The organism is Fructobacillus ficulneus, from assembly GCF_001047075.2.
GTDB classification, from domain to species: domain Bacteria; phylum Bacillota; class Bacilli; order Lactobacillales; family Lactobacillaceae; genus Fructobacillus; species Fructobacillus ficulneus.
The window spans coordinates 63,268-64,515 of sequence record NZ_DF968005.1 but is presented as its reverse complement, the minus strand read 5'-3'; the positions used below and the strand labels follow the sequence as shown (position 1 = coordinate 64,515).

The 1,248-nt window shown below is 55.1% G+C and carries 1 protein-coding gene; it reads right to left on the bottom strand.

Annotated elements, in window-relative coordinates; translation table 11 throughout:
- On the bottom strand, positions 1-1,248 hold a 1,248-nt coding region (locus tag AOQ29_RS08050), incomplete at both ends, for a DEAD/DEAH box helicase family protein (RefSeq protein ID WP_242977438.1).

The window sequence follows — 1,248 nt, the reverse complement described above, 5'->3', positions numbered from 1 at the left end:
TTCTGCGCCCGGGCCCGGCTTTCCAATGATGGCGTAGCCGATCCCAAAACTACTGGCGCATGGTGGTAGGTCCCACGCCATAAGGCTACATCGCGGGCCGAGTAATGCGGGTTTTCACTTTGACTGTAAGATGTTTCGTGCTCTTCATCAACGATGATTAGGCCGAGGTCCTTCAAGGGTGCAAAGACCGCCGACCGGGCGCCGACAACGACCTTGACCTCACCGGCCTGGATTCGCCGCCATTCATCATAGCGTTCCCCGGCCGAAAGACCCGAGTGCAAGACGGCGGTGGCATCCCCAAACCGGTCAGCCACTCGTTTCTGCATTTGCGGCGTCAGGGCGATTTCGGGGACTAAGAACAAGACCTGCTGGCCTTGGTTAATCACTTCTTGGGCCGCCTGCAAATAAACCTCGGTCTTACCCGACCCCGTAATCCCCTCCAATAAGAAGGTTTGGTTATCGTGGGCCTGAATGGCCTTAGTCAAGGCCTGATAGGCCTTTTCCTGGTCAGGATTTAAGACCTTCAAGTCCTCGGTCTTGCCACTGGCCATGGCGTAGGGCCGACGTTTAACTTCAACCTGTCGTTTGATCAACCAACCCTTCTTAACAGCTGCTGTTAGAGTTGCGGCACTGACATCGACCTGGGCTAACCAATCGCGTTTGCTAAAGGTCTGTCCCGGGTACTCCAAGCAAAAGGCCAAAAGGGTGGCCTGGCTCTTGGCGGACTTCTTTAAGTCTTCCTGGGCCGCTTCTAACAATTCTCGGTCATCCGTCACCTGGTAGGCCAGTTCGGTTTTGATTTTTCCCTGGTCTTCAATCACGGTTGTCACGGATAAAGCGCCAGTTGCAGCTAAGGCCCGAACCGCCCGCCATTCCTTGGCCGAGAAGTCCTTGGTCTTAACCAACCGTTCTTCCTGCCCATCCAAATAGGCCACCCGGTCAGCATCAGACAAACCGGGGCCGGCAACTAAGCGTTTGCGGTAGGCCGCCTTCAAAGCCGTTGGCAACATCAAAGCTAAAAAAGATACCTGGAAGGAAAAGTTATTGGCGGCTAATTCGCTCGACAAGGCCAGGAGCTCTTCGCTCAAGACAGGCTGGTCGTCTAGGACCGTCAAAATATCCTTAACCTGATCTTCCTCCAATTCATCTGGCAGAGGGACATCCGTCGCCAAAGCATAGCCGAGGACCGACCGGTGACCAAAGGCAACGAGGACCCGGACGCCCGCCTGGACATCTTGGTCCAAGTCA